At 61.9% G+C, this 22,746-nt stretch carries 23 protein-coding genes; 16 read left to right on the top strand and 7 right to left on the bottom strand.

Translation table 11 applies throughout. The features are described from left to right. The first annotated feature begins 48 nt into the window (after window positions 1-48). The 4 genes from EB235_RS25240 (at window position 49) to EB235_RS25225 (ending at window position 4,451) form a co-directional block, all read left to right on the top strand. The gene (locus EB235_RS25240) at window positions 49-1,599 is read left to right on the top strand and encodes a trimethylamine methyltransferase family protein (protein ID WP_027034678.1); all 1,551 of its coding nucleotides are present in this window, start codon (window positions 49-51) and stop codon (window positions 1,597-1,599) included. A gap of 45 nt (window positions 1,600-1,644) precedes the next feature. Beyond that, window positions 1,645-3,294, top strand: coding sequence for an ABC transporter substrate-binding protein (locus EB235_RS25235; RefSeq protein WP_027034679.1), 1,650 nt, complete (start codon window positions 1,645-1,647; stop codon window positions 3,292-3,294). 97 nt (window positions 3,295-3,391) lie between these two features. Beyond that, window positions 3,392-3,865 (top strand): DUF3828 domain-containing protein, encoded by a 474-nt coding sequence (locus EB235_RS25230; RefSeq protein WP_027034680.1) that lies wholly within the window; start codon window positions 3,392-3,394, stop codon window positions 3,863-3,865. Window positions 3,866-3,869: 4 nt separating this feature from the next. Next, window positions 3,870-4,451 (top strand): hypothetical protein, encoded by a 582-nt coding sequence (locus tag EB235_RS25225; protein ID WP_027034681.1) that lies wholly within the window; start codon window positions 3,870-3,872, stop codon window positions 4,449-4,451. Window positions 4,452-4,459: 8 nt separating this feature from the next. Here EB235_RS25225 and queF read toward each other — a convergent pair whose 3' ends face one another. Beyond that, window positions 4,460-4,921: a preQ(1) synthase gene (gene queF, locus EB235_RS25220; protein WP_027034682.1), complete on the bottom strand. Its 462-nt coding sequence runs from the start codon at window positions 4,919-4,921 to the stop codon at window positions 4,460-4,462. A gap of 59 nt (window positions 4,922-4,980) precedes the next feature. On the opposite strand from queF, the gene EB235_RS25215 reads away from it, so the two are divergent. Beyond that, on the top strand, window positions 4,981-7,026 hold the full coding sequence (locus EB235_RS25215) for an FAD-dependent oxidoreductase (protein ID WP_027034683.1): 2,046 nt from the start codon (window positions 4,981-4,983) through the stop codon (window positions 7,024-7,026). A 12-nt stretch (window positions 7,027-7,038) separates the two neighbouring features. Here the strand turns inward: EB235_RS25215 and EB235_RS25210 are convergent, their stop codons facing one another. Beyond that, on the bottom strand, window positions 7,039-8,058 hold the full coding sequence (locus EB235_RS25210) for a LacI family DNA-binding transcriptional regulator (protein WP_027034684.1): 1,020 nt from the start codon (window positions 8,056-8,058) through the stop codon (window positions 7,039-7,041). 113 nt (window positions 8,059-8,171) lie between these two features. Between EB235_RS25210 and EB235_RS25205 the strand changes: the two genes are divergently transcribed. Continuing rightward, on the top strand, window positions 8,172-9,365 hold the full coding sequence (locus EB235_RS25205; RefSeq protein ID WP_027034685.1) for a phytanoyl-CoA dioxygenase family protein: 1,194 nt from the start codon (window positions 8,172-8,174) through the stop codon (window positions 9,363-9,365). Between the two features lie 157 nt (window positions 9,366-9,522). Here EB235_RS25205 and EB235_RS25200 read toward each other — a convergent pair whose 3' ends face one another. Continuing rightward, complete coding sequence (locus EB235_RS25200) at window positions 9,523-9,930, bottom strand: hypothetical protein (RefSeq protein ID WP_027034686.1); 408 nt, start codon at window positions 9,928-9,930, stop codon at window positions 9,523-9,525. Window positions 9,931-10,074: 144 nt separating this feature from the next. Here EB235_RS25200 and EB235_RS25195 point away from each other — a divergent pair, with 144 nt between their 5' ends. The 3 genes from EB235_RS25195 (at window position 10,075) to EB235_RS25185 (ending at window position 11,246) form a co-directional block, all read left to right on the top strand. Then, window positions 10,075-10,470: a MarR family winged helix-turn-helix transcriptional regulator gene (locus EB235_RS25195; RefSeq protein WP_246741399.1), complete on the top strand. Its 396-nt coding sequence runs from the start codon at window positions 10,075-10,077 to the stop codon at window positions 10,468-10,470. Window positions 10,471-10,545: 75 nt separating this feature from the next. Further along, window positions 10,546-10,788, top strand: a complete 243-nt coding sequence (locus EB235_RS25190; RefSeq protein ID WP_027034688.1) for a type II toxin-antitoxin system Phd/YefM family antitoxin — start codon at window positions 10,546-10,548, stop codon at window positions 10,786-10,788. A gap of 8 nt (window positions 10,789-10,796) precedes the next feature. After that, on the top strand, window positions 10,797-11,246 hold the full coding sequence (locus tag EB235_RS25185; protein WP_027034689.1) for a type II toxin-antitoxin system VapC family toxin: 450 nt from the start codon (window positions 10,797-10,799) through the stop codon (window positions 11,244-11,246). On the opposite strand, the gene EB235_RS25180 is transcribed toward EB235_RS25185, so the two are convergent. Together EB235_RS25180 and EB235_RS25175 are read right to left on the bottom strand one after the other, a co-directional pair. Beyond that, complete coding sequence (locus tag EB235_RS25180; RefSeq protein ID WP_245268946.1) at window positions 11,234-11,938, bottom strand: polysaccharide deacetylase family protein; 705 nt, start codon at window positions 11,936-11,938, stop codon at window positions 11,234-11,236. The two genes, EB235_RS25185 and EB235_RS25180, sit on opposite strands and share 13 nt — an antisense overlap. A gap of 111 nt (window positions 11,939-12,049) precedes the next feature. Then, entirely contained in the window at window positions 12,050-14,119 is a 2,070-nt protein-coding gene (locus tag EB235_RS25175; RefSeq protein ID WP_027034691.1) for a putative bifunctional diguanylate cyclase/phosphodiesterase, read from the bottom strand. A 307-nt stretch (window positions 14,120-14,426) separates the two neighbouring features. Here EB235_RS25175 and EB235_RS25170 point away from each other — a divergent pair, with 307 nt between their 5' ends. Together EB235_RS25170 and tdh are read left to right on the top strand one after the other, a co-directional pair. Then, on the top strand, window positions 14,427-15,614 hold the full coding sequence (locus EB235_RS25170) for a glycine C-acetyltransferase (protein ID WP_027034692.1): 1,188 nt from the start codon (window positions 14,427-14,429) through the stop codon (window positions 15,612-15,614). A 52-nt stretch (window positions 15,615-15,666) separates the two neighbouring features. Beyond that, window positions 15,667-16,701 carry an L-threonine 3-dehydrogenase gene (tdh, locus tag EB235_RS25165; protein ID WP_027034693.1) on the top strand — a complete coding sequence of 345 codons (1,035 nt, stop codon included), beginning with the start codon at window positions 15,667-15,669 and terminating at the stop codon, window positions 16,699-16,701. A 140-nt stretch (window positions 16,702-16,841) separates the two neighbouring features. On the opposite strand, the gene EB235_RS25160 is transcribed toward tdh, so the two are convergent. Continuing rightward, window positions 16,842-17,285 (bottom strand): MarR family winged helix-turn-helix transcriptional regulator, encoded by a 444-nt coding sequence (locus tag EB235_RS25160; RefSeq protein ID WP_027034694.1) that lies wholly within the window; start codon window positions 17,283-17,285, stop codon window positions 16,842-16,844. 91 nt (window positions 17,286-17,376) lie between these two features. Between EB235_RS25160 and hmgA the strand changes: the two genes are divergently transcribed. Genes hmgA through EB235_RS25135 form a run of 5 tightly spaced genes read left to right on the top strand, consistent with a single transcriptional unit; the run spans window position 17,377 to window position 21,454 of the window. Next, window positions 17,377-18,690: a homogentisate 1,2-dioxygenase gene (gene hmgA / locus EB235_RS25155; protein WP_027034695.1), complete on the top strand. Its 1,314-nt coding sequence runs from the start codon at window positions 17,377-17,379 to the stop codon at window positions 18,688-18,690. A 10-nt stretch (window positions 18,691-18,700) separates the two neighbouring features. Further along, window positions 18,701-19,588, top strand: coding sequence for an MBL fold metallo-hydrolase (locus tag EB235_RS25150; protein ID WP_027034696.1), 888 nt, complete (start codon window positions 18,701-18,703; stop codon window positions 19,586-19,588). After that, window positions 19,585-20,598: a fumarylacetoacetate hydrolase family protein gene (locus EB235_RS25145; protein ID WP_027034697.1), complete on the top strand. Its 1,014-nt coding sequence runs from the start codon at window positions 19,585-19,587 to the stop codon at window positions 20,596-20,598. Before EB235_RS25150 ends, EB235_RS25145 begins: the two co-directional genes overlap by 4 nt. Before the next feature lie 15 nt (window positions 20,599-20,613). Further along, complete coding sequence (locus EB235_RS25140) at window positions 20,614-20,907, top strand: hypothetical protein (protein WP_027034698.1); 294 nt, start codon at window positions 20,614-20,616, stop codon at window positions 20,905-20,907. A gap of 4 nt (window positions 20,908-20,911) precedes the next feature. Beyond that, window positions 20,912-21,454 (top strand): DinB family protein, encoded by a 543-nt coding sequence (locus EB235_RS25135; protein WP_027034699.1) that lies wholly within the window; start codon window positions 20,912-20,914, stop codon window positions 21,452-21,454. Window positions 21,455-21,507: 53 nt separating this feature from the next. Here the strand turns inward: EB235_RS25135 and hppD are convergent, their stop codons facing one another. Beyond that, window positions 21,508-22,620, bottom strand: a complete 1,113-nt coding sequence (hppD, locus tag EB235_RS25130) for a 4-hydroxyphenylpyruvate dioxygenase (protein ID WP_027034700.1) — start codon at window positions 22,618-22,620, stop codon at window positions 21,508-21,510. Window positions 22,621-22,746 lie beyond the last annotated feature (126 nt).

The raw sequence follows: 22,746 nt of genomic DNA, 5'->3' as shown, positions 1-22,746 counted from the left end.
CCATATTTCATGTCGCTAACTTGGCTGGAACGGACGCCAGGAGGTCTCATGAACGCACCCGCCGCTGAATTGACGGAGACCACGCATCGCCGAAGCGGCGGCCGCATCGGGCGCAAGGCTCTGCGAGCGGCTCCAATAATCTCGTTCCCGACCCTGGTCCGCAAGATTCCAGTCTACCAGATGGTTCCGGACGAGGCGGTGGAGCTGATCCACGAGGAATCGCTCAAGATCCTCGAGGAGGTAGGCTGCGAATTCCGCGACGACGGCGCGATCGAGCTCTGGAAGGCGGCCGGCGCCGATGTCAGGGAGACGCGTGTCCGCATCGACCGCGCGCTGCTGATGGAGCTCGTCTCGAAGGTTCCGTCGGAGTTCACGCTCCATGCACGCAACCTCGAGCGTACGGTTCGCGTCGGCGGCAACAACTCGATCTTCGTGCCAATGTATGGCGCGCCCTATGTGCGCGACCTCGACAACAACAGGCGCTATGGCACGCTCGCCGACCTCAACAATTTCCACAAAATGGCCTACATGGCGCCGGCGCTGCACTCCTCGAGCTCGGTCATCTGCGAGCCGATGGAGATAGCGGTGCCGAAACGGCATTTGCACATCATCCATTCCGCGCTGAAGCATTCCGACAAGCCGTTCATGGGCATAGTGACGTCGAAGGAGCGCGCGGAGGATACGATGGCGATGGCCGGTATCGTCTTCGGCGAGGAGTTCGTACGCGAAAACCCTGTGCTGGTGGCGATCACCAACTGCAATTCGCCGCTGGTCTGGGATGCCACCATGATCGACGCCATGCGGGTCTACGCGAGCCACAATCAGCCGCTGATCCTGGCGCCTTTCGCGTTGTGCGGCGCTTCGACCTCGGCTTCTGCCGTAGGCGCGGTGGCGCAGGTCAACGCCGAGGCGCTTGCCGGCGTGGCGCTGACCCAGCTCATCCGACCAGGCTCACCTCAGGTCTACGGTCAGTTCATGGTCACGGTGGACATGAAGACCGGCGCGCCGATGGGCGGTACGCCGGAGGCCGCCCAGATGATGTATCTGATGGGGGCGTTGGCGCGAAAATACCGGCTGCCATGGCGTACATCCGGCTTCCATGTCGGCTCCAAGCTGAACGATGCCCAGGCGGGCTACGAATCAAACATGCTGATGCATGCCGCCATCCTGTCCGGCGCCAACTACATCTGGCATTCCGCCGGCTGGCTGGAAGCCGGCCTGACCTGCGGCTATTCGAAATTCGCGACCGACTGCGAGCAGCTTGTCGGCTGGTACAAATACGCCGGCGGCCTGCCGTTCGACGATTTCAAGGAAGCGATGGCGGCGATCCGCGAGGTCGGGCCGCAAGGCCATTTCCTTGGCACCCAGCACACGCTCGAACATTTCGAGTCGGCTTTCTTCATGCCCTCGATCATGGACTTCAATTCGTTCGAACAGTGGAAGGCCGAGGGCGCGAAGGACCACGATACCCGCGGTCGTGAGAAAGCGCGCAACATGCTCGCCGATTACGAGGAGCCGAAGCTCGATGAGGGCATCGCCGAAGGCTTGAAGGATTTTATCGCACGGCGCGAGGAGAAACTGCCGGACACTGTCAGTTGATGCAAAGGGCGAAGACCCGACGGGAACCATAAGGGAGGAAAGAAAATGACACTTTTCAGAAGCAATGGCGATCGTGTCCCGGGCGCTATCGAGGCGATGGCGCAAGAGGCACGTGCGGGCCGCATGGACCGACGCGAGTTCCTGGCGCTGGCAAGCGCCTTTGGTGCATCGACGGCTTTGGCCTACGGCATGATCGGCCTTGCCGCGCCGCAACAGGCCTTGGCCGAAGAGCCCAAGAAGGGCGGCACTCTACATGTCTCGATGTCGGTCAAGGCGCAGAAGGATCCGCGCACCTATGACTGGGTTGAGCTTGCCAACATTTCGCGCAGCTGGCTGGAGCCGCTGGTCCGCTATACCAGACAGTTCACCTTCGAGCCGGTGCTGCTTGAAAGCTGGGACATCAACGACGACGCCACCGAATATGTTCTGCATGTGCGCAAGGGCATTGCGTGGAACAATGGCGACGCCTTCAACGCCGATGACGTCGCCTACAATCTGACGCGCTGGTGCGAGAAAGGCGTCGCCGGCAATTCGATGGCCGCACGCGTCGGCGCGCTGATCGATGCCAAAACCGGCAAGGCCAGGGACGGCGCGATCACCAAGGTCGACGACTCCACAGTCAAGCTGAAGCTCAGCGAGCCCGACATTTCGCTGATACCGAACTTCACCGATTACCCGGCGCTTGTCGTGCACCGCAATTTCGATGCCGACGGCGCCGACCCGATCAAGAAGCCGATCGGCACGGGAGCGTTCGAACTGGTCTCCTACGATGTCGGCCAGAAGGCGGTGGTGAAGCGCCGCGCAAACGGCAAATGGTGGGGCGGCGAGGCGCCGCTCGACAGCATCGAGTTCATCGACTACGGCACCGACTTCAACGCCACGGTAAACGCTTTCGAATCCGGCGAGATCGACCTCAATTTCGAGAGCCCGGCCGACTTCATCGACATCCTCGACAAGATGGGCCTGGAGAAATCGGAGGTCGCGACGGCAACGACACTGGTTGCCCGCACCAATGTCACTCACAAGCCTTATGACGACCAGCGGGTGCGCAATGCGCTGCAGATGGCCGTCGACAACAATGCCGTTTTGCAACTCGGCTATAACGGGCGCGGTACGGTCGGCGAGAACCACCATGTCAGCCCGATCCACCCGGAATATTATCCGCTGCCCAAGAAGACCCGCGACGCCGCGGGCGCCAAGAAGCTGATGGCGGAAGCCGGCCAAGCCGACTTCGAGCATGAGCTGATCACCATCGAGGACGACTGGCAGAAGAACACCGGCGACGCGATTGCCGGCCAGCTACGGGATGCCGGCATCAAGGTGAAGCGCACCGTGCTGCCGGGCTCGACCTTCTGGAACGACTGGACGAAATATCCCTATTCGATGACCATCTGGTACATGCGCCCGCTCGGCGTCCAGGTGCTGGCGCTCGGCTATCGCACCGGCGAGGCCTGGAATGAATCGGCCTATTCCAACCCTGACTTCGACGCCAAGCTCAAACAGGCGCTTTCGCTGATCGACGTAGCCAAGCGCAAGGAAGTGATGAAGGACGTCGAGCAGATCCTGCAGGATTCGGGCGTCATCATCCAACCCTACTGGCAGAAGCTCTACAGCCACACCAACAAGAAGGTGAAGAATTACGGCGTCCATCAGACCTTCGAGATGGACCTCCAGAATGTCTGGCTGGACGGCTGAAAGGAGGCGGCGCAGGGACTTCATGAGCCGCAAAAAAGCCGATATGCAGGACGCGTGGTGTTGATTGCCTCAAGCCATCAAAAGCCGGAGATTCTGCATGCGACTGACAGTGCTCCTTGCCGCCTTTGCGACAGCCTTGCCGGCGGTCGCCTTGGCCGGTCCGGCGTCCGACGCCGTGAAGTTCTTCTATGTTCCGGAGGTCAAATTCGAGGCCGAAGCACAATACCGGGATCGCTTCACCGAGCCGGTGACGAAACTGTTCGATCTCAACGATCAGGCGACCAAGAAGAACCCCGACCAGGTCTCCTGTATCGACTTCGACCCTGGTCTGGATGCGCAGGATTTCGACCAGAAGACCATCTCGAAAACGTTGAAACTGTCCGAGAAACTGGATGGTGACAATGCCGAGGTCGCAGCGTCCTTCAGCCTTTTCCCGGAAGGCGATGACGCCAAACGGGAAATGGTCTGGTCGCTCAAGAAGATCGACGGCAAGTGGAAGATATCGGACATCGCCTCGAAGACCAGCAACTGGAAGCTCAGCGCGCTGGAATGCGTGGCCGGCCAGGATTGATGCGATGGCCCGTCGCCGGTTCCTCGCACTGTCGACCCTGTGCCTGGTGGCGGCGGGCTTGAGCGGCGCCACTGCGCAAGGGTTATTTGGCGCGCCGCCGGCAAACAACCCGGCCGGCACGGCGCCGGGCGACAGTGGGGCACCGGCAAATCCCCCAACACCGGCGCCGCCGGCGGACAGCGCACCTGCCGCACCCATCCAGCCGGGGTCGCCGACAGCGGTGGTGCGGCCGTTCTACAATCAGGTCAACCTTGAGGTCGATCCGTCGCAACGCGGCCATTTCATCGATCCGGCAAAAACCGTGCTCGACAAGAGCGACGCGCTGCGCAAATCCGGACAGGGCGAGTGCCTCGATCCCAACATGGCGCTCGACAATGCCGACTATGACAAGGACGAGATCGACAAGAGCCTGAAGACGATCGAAGCGATCAATGGCGACCAGGCCAAGGTGGTCGTCGCCTTCGTTGTCGCCGGCAATCCGCACCGCCTCGAATGGAAGCTCAAGAAGGTCGGCGGCGACTGGAAGATCACGGACCTGCTGTCGGTGACCGGCGAATGGGCGCTCAGCCAGTATCAGTGCGAATGAGCGTCGAGCTAGCCGCGTCCGCGATAGGGCGCAACGCCGGTGTCCGGCAGCCAGGCGCCTTCGGGTGGAGCGCCGGTCTGCCAGAAGACGTCGATCGGAATGCCGCCGCGCGGATACCAATAGCCGCCTATGCGCAACCACAGCGGCTTGGTTGCTGCCACGATGCGACGACCGATCATCACGGTACAGTCTTCATGGAAGGCGCCATGGTTGCGGAACGAGGTCATGAACAGCTTCAGCGATTTCGATTCCACCAGAGCCGCGTCGGGTGCGTAGTCGATGACGATATGGGCGAAATCCGGCTGTCCGGTGACCGGGCAGAGCGAGGTGAATTCCGGACAGGTGAAGCGCACGATTGCCGGCGGTCCGTCGCCGCGCGTGAACGGCACGGTCTCCAGGACCGCCTGTTCGGGGCTCTGTGGCGTCTCGACGTGCGCGCCGAGCTGGGTGAGGGTTTTGGTATCGATCATGAGTGGGACTTCCTTCGAATTTGCCGCTCATTAGCACAATTTGAAAAAGCAGGAAGATGATGACCAGCAACGACCCGCTTCTCCAACCCTATCAGCTGAAGCATCTGACGCTGAAGAACCGGGTGATGTCGACCAGCCACGAGCCGGCCTATTCGGAGGAGGGCATGCCGAAACAGCGCTACCGGCTCTACCATGCCGAAAAGGCCAAAGGCGGCATGGCGCTGACGATGACCGCCGGCTCGGCCATCGTCTCGCGCGACAGCCCGGCCGCCTTCGGCAATCTGCATGTCTATGACGACAGGATCGTGCCGTGGCTCGCGGAACTCGCTGACGCCTGCCACGAGCATGACTGCAAGGTGATGATCCAGATCACCCACCTCGGCCGCCGCACCGGCTGGAACAAGGCTGACTGGCTGCCCGTGCTTTCGGCCTCGCCGGTGCGCGAGCCGGCGCACCGCGCTTTCCCAAAAACCATCGAGGACTGGGACATGGAGCGTATCGTCGCCGACTATGCGTCGGCGGCCCAGCGCTGCCAGGCCGCCGGCCTCGACGGTATCGAATTCGAATCCTACGGCCATCTGATGGACGGCTTCTGGTCGCCGGCCACCAACCATCGCGACGACGAGTATGGCGGCTCGCTCGACAACCGCCTGCGCTTCACCAACATGGTGCTGGACGCGGTGCGTGCGGCGGTCGGCGAGAAATTCGTCGTCGGCATTCGCATGGTTGCCGACGAGGATTTCGAGAAAGGCCTGTCGAAGGAGGAGGGCGTCGAGATTGCCCGGCGGCTGGCCAACTCTGGCAAGGTCGATTTCCTCAACATCATCCGCGGTTCGATCGAAAGCGACGCGGCCCTGACTAAGGTCATCCCGGTGACCGGCATGCGCTCTTCGCCGCATCTCGATTTCGCCGGTGAGGTGAGGGCGGCAACGAAATTCCCGACCTTCCATGCGGCGCGGATTTCCGACGTTGCCACCGCGCGCCATGCGATCGCGATGGGAAAACTCGACATGGTCGGCATGACCCGCGCCCACATCGCCGATCCGCACATCATCAGGAAGGTGATGGAAGGCCGCGAACACGAGATCCGCCCTTGCGTCGGCGCCACCTATTGCCTCGACCGCATCTATGAAGGCGGCGAGGCGCTGTGCGTCCACAATGCGGCGACCGGCCGCGAGGCCGAGATTCCGCACATTATCGTCAGGACCGAAGCGCCCAAACGGAAAGTCGTCGTTGTCGGCGCAGGGGCAGGCGGATTGGAGGCGGCGCGTGTCGCAGCAGAGCGCGGCCATCACGTCACGATCCTGGAGGCGTCATCGCAGGCCGGCGGCCAGGTGCGTCTGGCGACGCAGAATCCGCGCCGCAAGGAATTGATCGGCATCATCGACTGGCGGCTGGCCGAACTCGACCGGCTCGGCGTCGAGATCCGCTATGATACCTGGGCAGAGCAGGATGATGTTCTGGCGCTGGCGCCCGATGTGGTGGTGGTCGCCACCGGCGGCCTGCCGCAGAACCCGCCTCTGGCGGCGGGCGACAACCTCGTCACCTCGAGCTGGGACATCATGGCCGGTAGCGTCAAACCGGCCGAGAACGTTCTGCTTTTTGACGACAATGGCGGCCATCAGGGCATGGGCGCGGCCGAGTTGATCGCCAACAGCGGCGCAAGGCTGGAACTGGTCTCGCCGGAGCGTTTCTTTGCGCCCGAAATGGGCGGCATGAACCACGTGCCCTATATGCGCGCCTTCCAGGAAAAGGGCGTCACCATCACCATCAACACGCGCCTGCGCTCGGTGCGGCGCGAGGGCAATCAGCTGATTGCCGAGCTCGCTTCGGATTTTGCCGATGGCTGGCGCGGCGAGCGCAGGGTCGATCAGGTGGTGGTCGAGCACGGCACGGCACCGCTCGACGAGCTTTACCTCAGCCTGAAGCCGCTTTCGAAGAATGGCGGCGCGATCGACTACGACCGTCTGGTCGGCGGTGGCGACATCTTTCCGTCGCGCAACCCGCAAGCCGGCTTCCTGCTGCTGCGCATCGGCGATGCGGTCGCCTCGCGCAACATCCATGCCGCCATCTATGATGGCATCAGGTTCGGCCTGCGGATCTGATCTACGGCCCGGTCACGCCGGCATGTTGAACGGCGTGATGATCTGGATGTTGGATGCGCCCGGCGCGACCGATTTCGGCAGCGCGCCCTGCGCCCGCATGATGTGGATGCAGGCTGCGCGCATGTCTTGCCTGAGATCGTGATGCAGCACTGCCGAGATTCGTCGGCTTCGCAGCAAGTCGAGATTGTCGGCGTCGAGATCGTGGCCGATGAATACAAGGCAGGGCCGTTTGAGTTCGGCAAATGCCTGCACGATGGAGGCGTTGCCGCCGCCGATGGAATACACGGCCGCAATGTCGGGATGACTTTTCAACGCGGTGCGAACCAACTCGCCCGTCGCGCGATCGATGCCGTGGCCTTCACTGATGTCGACGATCCCAAGGTCGGGAAAGTTTTCACGCAAGGCGCGACGAAAGCCGATTTCGCGCTCCTCCTCGCCACGGAAGCGGCTGCTGCTCAAGGTGACCAGGACATCGGCACGGCGTCCACCAAGCCATGCGCCGATCAGATAGGCAGCCGTCTCGCCGGCTGCGCGGTTATCGACGCCGACATAGGCGAGCCTTTGGCTGTTCGGCAGATCGGTGACCAGCGTCACAACAGGTATGCCCGACTGAACGACCCGGTCAACCGCGGCTGCTATCTCCGGAACGTCAGGCGCCTTGAGGAAAACACCGTTGCTGCCACGACGGCCAATCGCATCGAGCAGGGAGACGGTGTTCGCCACCGTGCGCATTTCGGCAAGGTGATTGCGCGCCCGGAACACGGCTGGGTGGAGGCCCGGCATCTCGGCTTCCAGCGCCGCGCGCACCGCTTCGGTAAAGCGCCCTGGAGCCTCCATGACGAGATCGAGAATGAATTTGCGGCCGGACAAGCCAATCTGGGAGCGTTGCGTTTCCAGTTCGCGGATTGCCTGCTCGATACGGCGGACCGTATGCTGCCGCACGCCGCTGCGCCCATGCAGGACACGGTCGACCGTGGCGATGCTGACGCCGGCCTGCTGGGCGATGTCCTTCACCAGGAATGGATGCGACATCGGTCGTCTCGATCAGTCTTGAGGTGTTTTTGAGGTGTTTCAGCCATATGCCACCTCTCAGCCAGAGCTATACTTCCGCCATCAAGCCGAAACAAGACCATAGGGAGTGTGCCGTGAAGGCCGACAATTTTGCCAAGCTCAGATCCGATCGCGTCTGGCTTACCGCCGACATGTGCAGCATCGACGACTTTGCCGCGTCGACGCAGCTGACGACGAAGCTGGCGGACTATCCGTTCGCGTCCGAGGTACAGAAAAACGTGCTGATCTACGACGGTGCGGCGGTGCGCGCGGCCGTTGGTGAGCCGGCCCGGCGCAAGGCGCTTCTCGCCGAGTGGGTCGAGGCGATGACCGACGGTCCGGGTGTGGTTGTGCTCCGCGGTGCCTTCGAGGATGTGGCCCCGGTCGATGCCGCCACGCAAGCCTTCAATGCCATCATCGCCGAGGAGCGTGCGGCTGGAGCCGGCGGCGGCGACCATTTTGCCAAGCCCGGCGCCAACGACCGGGTGTGGAATGCGTTGGAAAAGCTTTGCCTGCGTGACCCCGCAACCTTTGCTTCCTATTACGGCAACGACATTATCGCGCTGATATCGGAAGCGTGGCTCGGTCCCGCCTATCAGCTCACATCGCAGGTGAACAATGTCAGGCCGGGTGGCGCGTCGCAGTCGGCGCACCGCGATTATCATCTGGGCTTCCAGACCGCGTCTGTGATCGAACGCTATCCGGTGCATGTCCATCGGATCTCGCCGGTGCTGACGCTGCAGGGCGCCGTCGCCCATTGCGATATGCCGGTGGAAAGCGGCCCGACGCTTTACCTGCCCTATTCGCAGACCTATCTGCCTGGATACCTGGCAATGAACCGTCCCGAATTTCAGGCCTATTTCACCGAGCATCATGTTCAGCTGCCCCTCAGGAAAGGGGATGCGGCGTTCTTCAATCCGGCGCTGTTTCATGCCGCCGGCACCAACCGGTCGGCGGACATTCAGCGCATGGCGAATCTGCTGCAGGTGTCATCGGCCTATGGCCGCGCCATGGAGAGCTTGGATCGGACCCGCATGAGCGCGGCCCTCTACCCCGTTGTTCAGCGCATGCTGGGCGATGGCGGCCTGACCAGGCAGGCGGCGGACAATGCCATTGCCTCGTCGGCGGAAGGCTATTCCTTCCCGACCAATCTCGATCGCGACCCGCCGCTCGGCGGCCTGGCGCCGGAAACACAGCAGGCGCTTTTCCACCGCGCGCTGGATGCGGGATGGGAACCGGCGGTCTTCGTGGAGGCACTCGAGAACCAGGCGCGCAAAAAGCTGACCTGACCGTTCGCTGCTTCCGTTGGCGAGAACTGGTGGCGCGCGGCAAAACCTGCATGCGAGAGCCCGTGCATGTCGGCCCTGCCGCGCGCCCGCACGTCATGGCCGGGGGCCAAGGGACGTACGGTTCGTGTATTTGGTGATTGCCGCTATGCGGCGTTCCTCAAAAGAACCGTGCCACCGCCATGCACAGCACGGTGATGACCAGTAAACCCGCGGCAATTCGCTCGCCCATCGTCATTCTGGCGCGCAGCATGGGTTGCACCGCTGGATCGGAACCGACCAATTGACGGCTGGCGGAACCAACCACCGCGCCCTGAACGCCGGCGGCGGCGAGCGCGGTCAGAATACCCAGCGCCAGCACCATTTCCGTCGAGCCGAAATAGGCGCCGTGGAAAAAATACCAGAGCAGTGCGCCGGTAAGGAAGACGCCAGTGGCTGCGCCCATCTGCGGCCGAAACAGCCGCTCGGCGCGGATATCCGGGTCGCGCGCCAACGTGATCGTGGTACCGGCCCAGAAAACGCCGGCCATGACATGAAGCCCCATTACAACGACGTAGACATATTGCATATCGGCTCTCCTCTCGACTGCTATGCATCTAATAGTTAGATATCTAACTGTTAGATGTCAATGTATAAACGCGAGCCTGTTCCATCCCTGGAGAACACCGTCTAGTGTCCGGCAATGACGCCTTTTGAACGCCCGCCAGTCGGCATGAATCTCGGCCGCACCGCCAAGCTTGTCGCCCAGGCTTTCGATGCCGCTTTGGTTGAAGCAGGCGGGACCTTGCCGGTCTGGCTCACGCTGCTGTCTGTCAAGTCGAATGGGCTGGCCAATCAGCGCGAGCTTGCCAGCATGATCGGCATCCAGGGTGCGACGCTCACGCACCATCTTAACGCGATGGAGGGGCAGGGCCTGCTGACCCGCCGCCGCGATCCCGTCAACCGGAGGGTCCATCTGGTCGAATTGACAGAAGCGGGAGAAGCGCTGTTCGAGACATTGCGGCAAGCCGCGCTTGTCTTCGACAAGCGGCTTCGCACAGGGTTGCCCGACGAGCGTCTGGCTGAGTTCGCACAGGTGCTGGCGGCGTTGCGGGACAATGTGGAATGACCTCACTCGTCGACAGCCTTGTCTGACCCAGGTTACTCCTCTATATGACTACTCTAGTCATTATGGGAGCGAGCGATGCGCGAGATTCAGTTGAAGGATGCCAAGGCAACGCTTTCGGCGGTGGTTGACCAAGCCGTCGCCGGGAAACCTGCTGTCATCACCCGCCACGGGCGCAAGCAGGCTGTCATTCTGTCTTTCGAAGACTACGAAAGGCTCTCGCGCGTACCAAGTTTTGGACAATTGTTGGCGGCTTTTCCTGGTGAACTTGGCGATATTCCGCCTCGTTCCCGCAAGCCGATCCGCAAAGTCGAATTGTAGCGCGGTCGATGTTTCTGCTTGACACCAATATCATCTCGGCAATGGCTCCGTCCAAGAAAGCAGATCGGCGGGCCTTGGCGACATGGCTCGACAAAGCGAGCGACCATCTGTTCCTTTCGGTTGTCACGGCATCCGAAATTGCCTCCGGAATAGCGAAAGCCGAACGAGAGGGGGCGACCACAAAGGCGATCTTGCTGCGCGGGTGGTGGCAAACGGTCCAGCACCTCTATGGAGAAAGAGTGCTTCCCTTCGACTTGCGCGCCGCGCATGCAGCGGGGCTGATCCTGGACAGGGCCAGGGCGCACAGGCCTGGATTTGAAGACATAGCGATCGCTGCAACCGCCGAGATTCATGGCTTGACTATACTGACGGATAACGAGCGCCATTTCGCCCCGCTTGGGGTGCCGATGCTTAATCCGTTGAAAAATTTGCCGTCTTTACCGGCTCAGTCTTCATAGGCCGGGATCGCGCCAAATGCATAATGGCGCAGCTTCAGCGCGGTGATCAGATCGGTGAGCTTCGTCTTGCCGTCGAAACTGTCTTGGAACATCTCGTCATGCATGAGCAGGATCAGCTTGCCCGGTCTGGCGAAGTGGCCATAGCCGAACAAATGGTCGATCTCACTGACCAGATGGTCGACACTCTGTACCGGCTCACCGCTGTCCTTGTGCACCCATTCGTGGTCCCAGCCGTAGAGATAGAAGCCCGAAGCCGCGACGAACTCGTAGTCGGGATCCTCGCGGCCGGCTTGCGCGGGCCCGAGCGAGTTGTCGTTCTTTGACATCGAAGGCAGCCGAAACACATCACGCCCGGGCAGGCGCGCATGTACCGCGGGCTTAAGGCCCAGTACGGCATTGGCCTTGAGCATGTCGGCGACCACGCCTTCCGTATCGCTGTAGAAGTGCCGGTAGTGATTGTAGGCGTGGCTGTAGCTGTGGTTGCCGATCGTCACCAGCGGTATCGCCTTGGCGCGCCGCACCAGCGCCTTGCTGGACGCATTGGCCATGGCATGCATGCCGACCATGAACAATGTTGCCGGAACCTGCTCCGCCTCCAGCACGTCAAGGATGTTGCTGGTGCCGTTCAATGGGCCATCGTCGAAGGTCAGATAGATGGTGCGATCCGCCCCATGGGCCGGCAGCGCCGACATCAGCATCGCCGCCAGGACAAGCCGAAAGACTATCATAGACCGATATAACCGATTGCGATCGCGACAGGCCGCCATTTCAGCAACTGCTTGTCAAGACGGGCCGGATCCCACCTAGGCCAGGCTGCCCTGCAGGACCGTCAGCCTGGCCTTCTTCGGCATGCGGGCGGTCAGCCACTCCAACGCCTTGTCGTGCGGCATCGGGAAGGCGATGGAATAGCCTTGCACCTGGTCGCAGCCGATCGCCATCAGGGAGTCGAGCTCGGCCTCGGTTTCGGCACCCTCGGCGACGATCGAGATGCCGAGGCCGCGGGCAAGCTCGGTGATGGCGCGCACGATCTTGGAGTTGTCGCCATTCTCGTGGATGTTCTGGACGAAGCGGCGGTCGATCTTGAGCCGGTCGATCTCGTTGGGATTGACGTGGCTAAGCGATGCATAGCCGGTGCCGAAATCATCCAGTTCCAAATGCACGCCGGCCGCCCTGATATGACGCAGCTTTGCCGCTATACCCGTCTTCTCGTCGTCCAGAATGACGGATTCGACGATTTCCAGCGAAAGTTTCTGCGGCGGCAGTCCGGCCTTTTCCAGCGTCTCGAACAGAAACGCATCGAAATCGTGCTCGCGCAGCTCGGTGCCCGAGACATTGACGGCAAGCCGCCCGAACGCAATCCCGGCGCGGTTCCATTCGGCGGCCTGGTTGATCGCCTTGCCGATCACGATGCGGCCGATCTCCGGCATGAAGCCGCACTTCTCGGCGACCGGAATGAATTCACCAGGAGCAATCATGCCACGTTCGGCATGGTTCCAGCGCACCAGCGCCTCGATGCCGCTGATGGCGCCGGTGGTCAGCGAAACCTGCGGCTGGAAATAGGCCTGAAAAGCCCGCTCGGCGATGGCGACCTTGATGTCGTGCTCGAGCTGCTTGCGATAGTCGAGTTCACGGCGCAGCTCCTCGGAGAAGAACGAGAAGTTGCCGCCCCCCATCTTCTTGGCGGAGTAAAGCGCCAGATCGGCATGGACGAGCAGGTCCTGCGCGTTGTCGGCGTCGATCGGATAGACGGCGATGCCGCCGCTGGCGCCCGGCAGAATCGTGGTGCCCTGGAAGACGATCGGCTCGTTGATGTGTGCCAGGATGCGCCGTGCCAGCATATTGATGTCTTCGGTGCTGCCGGCGCCGTTGAGGATCATCACGAATTCGTCGCCACCGAGCCGCGCGCACAGATCCGAAGCCCGGCAGGAATCGCGCATGCGCTGTGCCGTCACCACCAGGACGTAGTCGCCGGCGGCGTGGCCCAGCGTATCATTGATCTGCTTGAAGCGGTCGAGGTCGAGCTGGACGACAGCCAGCCGCTCGCGCCGCCGGTGCGCGCCCTTGATCAACGTCTCGAAATGGTCGGTTAGGAAGGTGCGGTTGTGCAGGCCGGTCAGTCCGTCATGAACAGCGATGAAGGCCATCGAATTGCGCGCATCGACCAGTTCACGCGTCTTGCGCAGGATCGCGTTGGACATCGGCCTGAAGATGAACAGCGCCACCAGCAGGATGACGCCGAGCGTGGCGTAGAACAGCGTGCGATGGAGGGAGAGCAGCTTTTCGGAGCGCTCATCGGCTTCGGCGGAGATGCGCTGGCCGAGCGCGGCATAGCCCGACAAGGTGGCATTGGCGACCGAGGCATCAAGGTTGACGCGTTCGGCGCCACCTTTGTAACCCTCATTGTCGAGATTGAGCCGCGATTCGAGAGCTGAGATCAGACGGTCGCCATTGGCAATCAGCCCGACCGAGAAATAGTCGAGATGGAAGGGCTTGGCGAAAAGCACGCTCTCGATCGACTTCGGATCGAGCTTGGCCGGAGATGCCGGATCCGCGCCGGTCTGCTTGAGCAGCAGATCGTAGTTGGTCTCGAACTCCGCAGTGGCCTGCTTCAGCGCGCTGGCCAGCGCCGGCTGCTTGTCGCGCGAGGCGGCACTCGTTTCACTGGCTAGGAAGACGATGCGTTGCGACAACGTCTTCTGTGTTCCGACGATGTCGAGCAAGGTGTGGTTGTGCTGCTGGGTGGCCATCGTCTGCTGCAGCAGGACGAAGGAGGCCGCGACCATGGCGGCAATGATCAGCAATGCCAGCCAGTAGCCGGCCTTGATCAGCAGTATGAGCTTGCCTGAAACGGTTTGCACCGGCTGCTGCGACATGTTCGGGGGCGGCCTCTCGCCAACGGATTCCTGTATGAGCATCATTGAACTGCAAACGTTAACAGGACCGGAAACCGATAGCCGGCCGGCAAGGGGAAGGCGTGGAAAGATCGCGAAATGGTTATCGGGTCCTTTCGCGGCCGGCCCGCATTTGAACTTTCGTTGCCCGCGTATTTCCGGGTAGTCGCCTGGGCGCTGCCCTTGGCGTCTCGTCTGATGCTGCCCCGCCACCCGATCCGGTCGCTTTTGCGATGGATTTTTTGCGCAAGCGGGACGACAGTCTGCCCACGTCAAACGGGACCTGATCATGACCGCAGCATTCCTCTCCCACATCGACAGCGAGCTTGCCGGGCTCAAAACGGCCGGCCTCTACAAGTCCGAGCGGGTGATCTCCTCGATGCAGTCGGCGCAGATCGAGGTTGGCGGCGAGAAAGTGCTGAATTTTTGCGCCAACAACTATCTCGGCCTCGCCGACAGCGCCGATTTGCGCAATGCCGCCAAGCAGGCGCTCGACCGTTATGGTTACGGCATGGCGTCAGTGCGCTTCATCTGCGGCACGCAGGAGGAACACAAGCAACTCGAGGCGACGATTTCATCCTTCCTCGACCTGGAAGACACCATCCTCTACGGCTCGTGTTTCGACGCCAATGGCGGCCTGTTCGAGACGCTGCTTGGCGAGGAAGACGCGATCATCTCGGATGCGCTGAACCACGCCTCGATCATCGATGGCGTCAGGCTGTCTAAGGCCAAACGCTTCCGCTACGCCAACAACGACATGGCCGATCTCGAAGCACGGCTGAAGGAAGCCGAGGATTGCCGCTTCCGGCTGATCGCCACCGATGGTGTGTTCTCTATGGACGGCATCATCGCCAACCTGAAAGGCGTCTGCGACCTTGCCGAGAGATACGACGCCATGGTCATGGTCGATGACAGCCATGCGGTTGGCTTCGTCGGCAAGAACGGTCGCGGCTCGGCCGAGCATTGCGGCGTCGAGGGCAGGGTCGACATCATCACCGGCACGCTGGGCAAGGCGCTCGGCGGCGCTTCCGGCGGCTACACATCGGGCAAAAGCCAGGTGGTCGACTGGCTGCGCCAGCGCTCGCGGCCCTATCTGTTTTCCAACACGTTGATGCCGGCAATCGCCGGCGCCTCTATCAAGGTGTTCGAGCTGATCCGCAATGGCGACGCCTTGCGCGAGCGCTTATATGCCAATGCGGCTCGGTTCAGGTCTGAGATGGGCAAGCTCGGATTCACATTGGCCGGAGCCGATCATCCGATCATCCCGGTGATGCTGGGCGATGCCAGCCTGGCGCAGGAGATGGCGGCACGCATGCTGAAGCGCGGCATCTATGTCATCGGTTTCTCGTTCCCGGTGGTGCCGAAGGGCCAGGCGCGCATTCGCACCCAGATGTCGGCGGCGCATTCCATTGCCGATATCGACCGTGCGGTAGAGGCTTTCGCTGCGGTCGGCAGAGAGCTGGGCGTGATTTCCTGAACGGCCGGCGCTCAAAAGCGATTCCGGATCAAGAGATTCAAGGGACAAAAGAATGTCGAACATGATGAAGGCGCTGGTGAAGGCCAAGGCCGAGCCGGGCATCTGGATGGAAGAGGTGCCGGTGCCGGAGATCGGCCCCAACGACGTGCTTATCAAGATCAAGAAGACGGCGATCTGTGGCACCGACGTGCACATCTACAATTGGGACCAGTGGGCACAAAAGACCGTGCCGGTGCCGATGGTCACCGGCCATGAGTTTGTCGGGACCGTCGCCGATTTCGGCGCGGCGGTCACCGAATACAAGGTCGGCCAGCGCGTCTCGGGCGAAGGCCACATCGTCTGCGGCCATTGTCGCAACTGCCGCGCCGGGCGAGGGCACCTGTGCCGCAACACACTCGGCGTCGGCGTCAACCGGCCCGGCGCATTCGGCGAGTACCTGGCGATCCCGCAGCACAATGTCGTGCCGATCCCCGACGATGTGCCGGACGAGATCGCCGCGATCTTCGACCCCCTGGGCAATGCGGTTCACACGGCACTGTCCTTCGACCTGGTCGGCGAGGACGTGCTGGTCACCGGCGCCGGGCCGATCGGCATCATGGGCGCGCTGGTGGCGCAATGCGTCGGCGCGCGAAAAGTGGTCATCACCGACATCAACCCGGTGCGGCTGGCGCTGGCCAAAAAGCTCGGCGTCCAGCATGTCGTCGATGCCTCGAAGGAAAAGCTGCGCGATGTCATGCCGGTGCTCGGCATGACCGAGGGTTTTGACGTCGGCCTCGAAATGTCGGGCGCCGCCCCCGCCTTCCGCGACATGATCGACACCATGAACAATGGCGGTAAGATCGCCATTCTGGGCATCGCGCCGACCGGCTTCGAGATCGACTGGAACAAGGTCATCTTCAAGATGCTGCATCTCAAGGGCATCTACGGGCGCGAAATGTTCGAGACCTGGTACAAGATGATCGCGCTCGTACAGGGCCCGCTCGATGTCAGCGGGCTGATCACGCATCGGATTGGCATCGACGATTATCAGGCCGGGTTTGATGCGATGCGCAGCGGCAGTTCGGGCAAGGTGGTGATGGACTGGTGAGGGAAGGATAGCAGTAGGCTGGAGCTGATTTAGAAAGACCTTATAGTCACTCCAGGAAACAGGGGATGTCCAGGGTATACTCTTTGGCGAAATCCGTGGTGACGGATGATACCTTGCCTGAGAAGTCGAATTAGGGTGGCTCAGGGCCACCGAGCTTTGTTCTCCAATGCGGCCAACCCTCGAACAACCGCCGTGCGTTCGCCGTCACTCAGCTTCGCTAACAGCTCCAGCTCAAACGCTTTCGCCAGTGGCACCATCTCTCGATAGGCGGCAAGGCCGGCCTTGGTCAGCGCAAGGTGCTCCACACGCCGATCGCTCTCGTCGGGTGTCCGTGTCAGCCAGCGCCGCCTTTCGAGCTCGGCCACCGCACGCGACACCTTGGTCTTGTGCATGGCCGATTGCTCGCCGAGCTCCGTCGCCGTCATCGTGCCGCGCTGGCCGAGGCCTGAAAGCGTGCGCCATTCGGGCCGGGTCAGGCCATGGCTGTCCTTGTAAATCCTGGAGAACTCGCGGCTGACGGCATCGGCCAGGCGATAGAGCCGGTAGGGCAGGAAGCTTTCGAGTTCCAGGATCTCCGGTTCCATGGTTCAATTTCCCCACGCGCCATGGTGGCATTGATAGTTACATTTTCAATGGTTACAAATGAAACAAGTTTGGTCAATCCGGGAGGAACCGATGGCTTTTTCCTACATGCCGGGCTTCGGCAACGACTTTGAAACCGAGACGCTGCCCGGATCGCTGCCGCAGGGCCGCAACTCGCCGCAGCGGCCGGCCTACGGCCTCTATGCCGAGCAGCTTTCCGGCTCTCCCTTCACCGCTCCACGCGGCACCAATGAGCGCTCCTGGCTCTACCGCATCCGGCCGAGCGTAAAACACACCGGCCGCTTCAAGGCGGCGACCTATCCCTTGTGGAAGACCGCCCCCAATGTCGGCGACCACGAACTGGCGCTTGGCCAGTATCGCTGGAATCCGGTGCCGATGCCGAAGGCGCCGACCGATTTCATCGCCGGCATGCGCAGCATAACCACCGCCGGTGATGTGCTCGGGCAGACCGGCATGGCGGCCCATGTCTATGTCGCCAACACATCTATGGTGGACGATCATTTCTTCAACGCCGATGGTGAACTGCTGGTCGTCCCACAGGTAGGCGCCTTGCGTTTCGTCACCGAGATGGGCGTCATCGAGCTCAGGCCCGGCGAGATCGCCGTTTTGCCGCGCGGCCTGGTCTTCAAGGTCGAACTCGTCGATGCCGAAGTGCGCGGCTATGTCTGTGAGAACTACGGCGCTAAGCTGACCTTACCCGACCGCGGCCCGATCGGCGCCAATTGCCTGGCGAATCCGCGCGACTTCAAGACGCCTTGCGCCTGGTTCGAGGAGAAGGAAACGCCGTGCCGGCTGACGGTGAAATGGTGCGGCAATTTCCACGTCACCGAGATTGGCCATTCGCCGCTCGACGTTGTCGCCTGGCATGGCAACTATGCACCCTACAAATATGATCTGGCGACCTTTTCGCCGGTTGGCGCGCTTTTGTTCGACCATCCCGACCCGTCGATCTTCACCGTGCTGACCGCGCCGAGCGGCGAGGAGGGCACCGCCAACATCGACTTCGTCATCTTCCCGCCGCGCTGGCTGGTGGCCGAAGATACGTTCCGGCCGCCCTGGTATCACCGCAACATCATGAGCGAGTTCATGGGGCTGATCCACGGCCAGTACGATGCCAAGGAGGAAGGTTTTGTCCCCGGCGGCATCAGCCTGCACAATCTGATGCTGGCCCATGGGCCGGACGCCCCTGGCTTCGAAAAGGCCTCGCGCGTGGAGCTGAAACCGGTCAAGCTCGACAACACCATGGCCTTCATGTTCGAGACCCGTTACCCGCAGATGCTGACCCGCTACGGCGCTGAACTCGAAACCCGGCAGGACAATTACATCGACTGCTGGTCCGATCTTAAGAAGCGCTTCAATGGCACGCCTGAGGGCGATTGGTCTTGAGATCAGTTCAATGAGTGATCGCCTTGTGCTTCTGGGCTCCAAGGGTGGTCCGGCGCTGCGGCCAGGCGGACCGTGGCCGAGTTCGTCGCTGCTGGAGCTCGGCGGTCGAACCATCGTTGTCGATTGCGGGCTTGGCGTGACGCGCGGTCTGGTCGATGCCGGCATCAGCCTGAAGGCGCTCGACCTGATCTTCATCACGCATCTGCATTCCGACCATGTGCTGGAACTCGGACCGCTGATCCACACCGCCTGGACGGCGGGGCTGGCGACGCCGGTCAACGTGTTCGGCCCGCCTGGCACCGGCCACTACTGGCGGCGCTTTTGCCAGGCGATGGAATTCGACATCGAAATCCGCATCGTCGATGAGGGCCGGCCCGATATTCGCGATCTGGTTTCGATCAGCGAATTCGGCGAAGGTGAGGTGCTCGAGCAGCGCGGCCTGAAAGTGACGGCACTGCGTGTCGACCATCCGCCGGTCACCGACTGCTTTGCCCTGCGCTTCGAGCATGGCGGGAAAAGCGTGGTCTTTTCCGCCGACACGGCCTTCTTTCCACCACTCGCCGATTTCGCTGAAGGCGCTGACCTTCTTGTCCATGAAGCCATGCTGGAGCAAGGCATTGAGCGGCTCGTGGCCAAGACCGGCAACGGCGCGCGGCTCAGAGAGCATCTGCTGGCCAGCCACAGCTTTGCCGAGGAAGCCGGGCGCATCGCGAGCGGTGCCGGCGTGAAAAGGCTGGTGCTCAATCACCTCATTCCGGCCGACGATGCCGAGATCGGCGAGGCAGACTGGCTCGCTGCTGTCAGGAAAACATGGGCCGGCGACTTGACGATCGCCCGCGACGGCCTTGTTGTGGAATTAAGCGGCTCCAAAGCCGCATCAGGAGAGGGAACCGAATGAAGCTTGCCACATTGAAGGACGGGACGCGCGACGGAAAGCTCGTCGTCGTCTCGCGCGACCTGACGCAGTACACCGATGCCTCGTTCCTGGCGCGCACGTTGCAGGCCGCACTCGACGATTGGCGCAGGATCTCGCCGCATCTCGGCACAATCGCGGAATCGCTGGAGAACAATGCGGTGCCCTCGGTCCGCTTTCACGAGCACGACGCGCATTCTCCGCTGCCGCGCGCCTATCAATGGGCTGACGGGTCGGCCTATGTGAACCATGTCGAATTGGTCCGCAAAGCGCGTGGCGTCGAGATGCCGGCGAGCTTCTGGACCGACCCGCTGATCTACCAGGGCGGTTCGGACTCCTTCATTGCGCCACGCGACCCGATCCGCATGGCTGACGAAGCTTTTGGCATCGACATGGAGGCGGAGGTCGCTGTCATCGTCGACGACGTGCCGATGGGCGCCAGCCTCGATGAAGCACGCGCCGCGATCCGGCTGGTGATGCTGGTCAATGACGTCACCCTGCGCACGCTCACCGGGCCGGAATTGGCCAAGGGGTTTGGTTTCTTCCAGTCGAAGCCTTCCTCGGCCTTTTCGCCCGTCGCGGTGACGCCGGATGAACTGGGCGATGCCTGGGATGGCGGCAAGGTCAGCCTGCCGCTGCTTGCCGATCTCAACGGCAAACCCTTTGGCCGCGCCGATGCCGGCGTCGATATGACCTTCGATTTTCCGGCGCTGATCGTGCACGCAGCCAGGACAAGGCCGCTGGTATCGGGCACCATCATCGGCTCGGGCACGGTCTCCAACAAGCTCGACGGCGGCCCGGGCAAGCCCGTCTCGGCCGGCGGCGCCGGCTATTCCTGCATTGCCGAACTGCGTATGATCGAGACCATCGAGGCGGGCGAGCCCAAGACGCCGTTCCTGCGCTTCGGCGACACGGTGCGCATCGAGATGAAGGACAAGACCGGACATTCGATCTTCGGCGCCATCGAGCAGAAGGTCGAGAAATACCAGGGGTAAACAGGGGGCAATGGAATGACGGGGGAGGCGTTCTATCTTCTGGCCGGCGTCTGGGCGCTTGGGATTCTGGCGGTCTTCATCCTCGCGATCCGGTTGAGCTACCGCATCGAGGCGCGCTCGCCTGATCTCACCAACCGCAGCGGCTTCCGGCGCAAGGCGATGATGTTTCACACCATCACCAACATGAAGGTCGCTCGAGACGAAGAGACGCAAGCCATGCGCAGGCGCATGAACTGGTTGCTGCTGGTCGCTCTCGCCGGATTCGCGATCATGGGGGCAGGCCTGCATATGGTGCGGGCAGGGGGATGATCTCATGAACCTGCTGGATCATCTGCGCCGCATGGCGGGCAACAATCTCTGGTCGAACGACCGGCTCTATCGTGCGGTACTGGCGCTCAAGCCTGGTGAGTTCGAGGCTGAGCGCACCAGCTTTTTCCCGTCGATCAAGGCGACGCTCAACCACATGCTGGCGGTCGATCATCTCTATCTCGATTTTCTCGAAGAGGGCGGCGTTGGTGCCGCCGCCCATGACGATTTCGTGCCATTCGAAGAGCGCCGTGCACTGTCTGCCGCGCAGGTCGCGGCCGACAGGCGCTTGATCGCCTTCTGCGATGGGCTGTCGGAAGCCGATCTCGATCGGCGCGTCGTCACCGACCGCCGCGAGGACGGCATGATCTCCGAGCGCATTGGCGACATCCTTGCCCATGTCTTCCTACACGACATCCACCACCGCGGTCAGGTGCACGCGATGCTGTCCGGAACCTCGGTCGCGCCGCCACAGCTGGACGAGTTTCTGCTCGATTACGATGTGAAGCTGAGGGAGAAAGAGGTCGAGCGGCTGGGGCTCAAGATCTGATTTTTGCGCATGGCCCATAAGAGAGCCACATGCAAATCCGCCCGACCTGAACCTTACTCCGCCGCCTGCACCTTGATCACGCCGCGCTTGATCTGGTCCTGCTCGATCGATTCGAACAGCGCGCGGAAATTGCCTTCACCAAAGCCTTCGTCACCCTTGCGCTGTATGAACTCGAAGAAGATCGGCCCGATCACGGTTTTGGAAAAGATCTGCAGCAGGATCTTGGTCATGCCGCCGTCGACCACGCCTTCGCCGTCGATGAGAATGCCGTGCTTCTTCATCCGCTCGATAGGCTCGTCATGGCCGTTCACACGGTCATAGGACATGTCGTAGTAGGTTTCCGGCGGCCCGGGCATGAACTTCAGCCCGTTGTCGGCGAGCTTGTCGGTCGCGGCATAGATCTCGTCGGTGCCGACCGCAATGTGCTGGATGCCTTCGCCATTGTACTTCTTCAGATATTCGGCGATCTGGCTGGTCTCGTCCTTGGATTCGTTGAGCGGGATGCGGATCTTGCCGCAGGGCGAGGTGATGGCGCGGCTGACCAGGCCGGTGATCTTGCCGTCAATGTCGAAGAAATGGATCTGTTTGAAGCCGAACAGATTGCGGTAGAAATCCCACCATTTGTCCATCTGGCCGCGATAGACATTGTGGGTCAGGTGGTCGAGGAAATAGAAGCCGACGCCCAGCGGCCGCGGATCGCGCGCGCCCAGCCACTCGAACTCGGCATCGTAAGCCGAACCCTTCGCGCCGTAGGTATCGATGAAATAGAGCAGCGAGCCGCCGATACCGACGATCGCCGGCACGTCGAGCGCCTTGTCGTCACCTTCATAAGGCGTGGCGCCCTTCGAGATGGCATGGTCGAATGCATGCTTGGCATCGACCACGCGCCAGGCCATCGAGGCGGCGCAAGGGCCATGCTTGTCGGCGAACTTCCTAGCGTGCGAGCCCGGCTCGGCATTGACGACATAGTTGATGTCGCCCTGGCGCCAGACGGTTATGTCTTTGGTGCGATGCTTGGCCACCGCCACATAGCCCATGCGGGTGAACAGTTCCGCGAGCTTCTGCGGTTCCGGATGCGCGAATTCGACGAACTCGAAACCATCGGTACCGGCGGGGTTGTCCTTGCTGATCGTGGCGGGCGGGGCGTCGTGCGGGAAGGGACCCATGATATTCCTCCGAAAACGGCTTGGCCTGAAAAGACCATCTCACGCCATCATAGCGCGGAGCCGGCGCATGGTGCTTGCATTCAAACGCTTGAAATGATCATGTCATGCGCGAAGTGTGCACGTTGA

The organism is Mesorhizobium loti R88b (genome assembly GCF_013170845.1).
GTDB lineage: Bacteria > Pseudomonadota > Alphaproteobacteria > Rhizobiales > Rhizobiaceae > Mesorhizobium > Mesorhizobium loti_B.
This window is presented reverse-complemented; position numbering and strand designations above follow the sequence as displayed.